Here is a 2,039-nt window from a genome sequence, read left to right on the forward strand (position 1 = left end):
GGCGCCGATATTGTCCTGCTGGCGCTTGGTGGCAAGCGGGCCGACTTCGGTCGCCATATCGAGCGGCGCGCCGATCCGGATTGCCTCCGCCTTCTCGCGCAGCAGGGCGACGAATTTATCCTTGACGCTGCGTTCGACGATGAGGCGCGATCCGGCAACGCAGCTCTGCCCTGTCGCAGCGAAGATGCCTGCGACCTGGGCATTGGCCGCACTTTCGAGGTCCGCATCGGCAAAGACGATGAACGGCGACTTGCCGCCGAGTTCAAGCGAGGTGGAGGCGAGGTTTTCGGCCGAGTTGCGAACGACGTGCCGGGCGGTTTCAGGGCCGCCGGTAAAAGCGACGTGGGCGACCTTCGGGTGCCGGCCGAGGGCAGCGCCGCAGGAGGCGCCGAAACCGGTGATGATGTTAACGACGCCGGCAGGAAATCCCGCCTCGTGCACGAGCCGTGCAAATTCGAGAAGCGGCGCCGGCCCGTCTTCCGAGGCCTTGACCACCATCGTGCAGCCGGCCGCGAGCGCCGGTCCGATCTTCACTGCGGACAGGAAGAGCTGGCTGTTCCACGGCACGACCATCGCAACGACGCCGATCGGCTCGCGGCGAAGCCAGACATCCATGTCGGGCTTGTCGATCGGCAGGTAGGCGCCTTCAATCTTGTCGGCGATGCCGGCATAGTAGCGATAGTATTCGGCGACATAAGCGATCTGCGCCGATGTCTCGCGGATGATCTTGCCGGTGTCGCGCGTCTCCAGTTCTGCGAGGATCTGCGCGTTGGCGGCAACCAGATCGGCCAGCTTGTAAAGCAGCTTGCCGCGTTGGGTGGCCGTCATTTTCGGCCACGGGCCCTCGTAAAGCGCCCTGTCGGCCGCGTTGACAGCCCGATCGACATCGCCCTCGCGCGCTTCGGGCATCTCAGCCCAGACCGCGCCGGAGGCGGGATCAATGCTCGGATAGCTGGCCTCGCCATCTGAAAATTCTCCGTCGATATAGTGCTGGAAACGCCGCATGGTCTTACTCCTGAAATGCCGGTATGACCTCGGTGATGAAGCGTTCGAGCGACGCCTTCTTGCGCTCGAAGCTCATGCCGGTGTCGATCCAGAAGGAATATTCGTCATAACCGAGCGCTTCATACACCTTGAGCCGGGCGATGACGGTCTCAGCGTCGCCAACGACATTGTTGGTCCGCATGACCTGGTCCGACAGCATCGCGTTCGCTCTGATCTGTTCGTCCGGGATCCGTTCGATCAGACCCTGGGTAACCGGCTTCTCATTCTTGAACCAGGCGAAGAAATAATTGTAGTAGGTGCTCAGTTCATGGGCGGCCTGGGCGACATCGTCCTCCGACGAGCCGACATAGGTATGGCGCAGCAACATGATCTTGGGCCGCTCGATCTCGGGATTCTTGGCGCAGGCGTCGTTGAAGCGCTCCATCAACGACTGAACCTCGTCATCGCCCTGCCAGAGGGGCGTGACCTGAACGTTGCAGCCGTTGGCGACGGCAAATTCATGCGAGTTCGGGTCGCGCGCCGCCACCCAGATGGGCGGGTTCGGCTGCTGCAGCGGTTTCGGCGCCGAGGTGGTCGACGGAAACTTGAAGAATTCCCCGTCATGGGCGTAGTCGCCGGCCCATATGCCCTTGACCGCCGGGATGAGCTCGCGCATGCGCTGGCCGGCGCCCCAGGCGTCGAGACCGGGCAGCAGACGTTCGTATTCAAAGGAATAGGCTCCCCGCGCGATGCCGATATCCAGCCTTCCGTCGCAGATGATGTCGGCCATGGCCGCCTCACCGGCAAGCTTGATCGGATGCCAGAAGGGAGCGATCACCGTTCCCGTTCCAAGCCGTGCTCGCGATGTGCGGCGCGCCAGATCGGCAATGGTCACGAAAGGGTTGGGCGCGATGGTGAAATCCATGCCATGATGCTCGCCCGTCCAGATCGCATGCATGCCGCCCTTGTCGGCGATCTCGCAGAGCGCGACGAATTCCTCGTAGAGACTCTTGTGGCTTTGGCTGGCGTCGAGCCGTTCCATATGGACGAAGAGG

The 2,039-nt window shown here is 62.7% G+C and carries 2 protein-coding genes; both read right to left on the reverse strand.

Annotation, left to right across the window (positions count from 1 at the left end):
* On the reverse strand, window positions 1-1,005 hold a 1,005-nt coding region (locus FY112_RS00500), incomplete at its 3' end, for an aldehyde dehydrogenase family protein (RefSeq protein ID WP_151517363.1).
* A gap of 4 nt (window positions 1,006-1,009) precedes the next feature.
* A partial coding sequence (locus FY112_RS00505; protein WP_151517364.1) for an LLM class flavin-dependent oxidoreductase occupies window positions 1,010-2,039 on the reverse strand: 1,030 nt, incomplete at its 5' end.

The organism is Rhizobium sp. PEPV16, assembly GCF_008919455.1.
In the GTDB taxonomy this organism is placed as follows: domain Bacteria; phylum Pseudomonadota; class Alphaproteobacteria; order Rhizobiales; family Rhizobiaceae; genus Rhizobium; species Rhizobium leguminosarum_Q.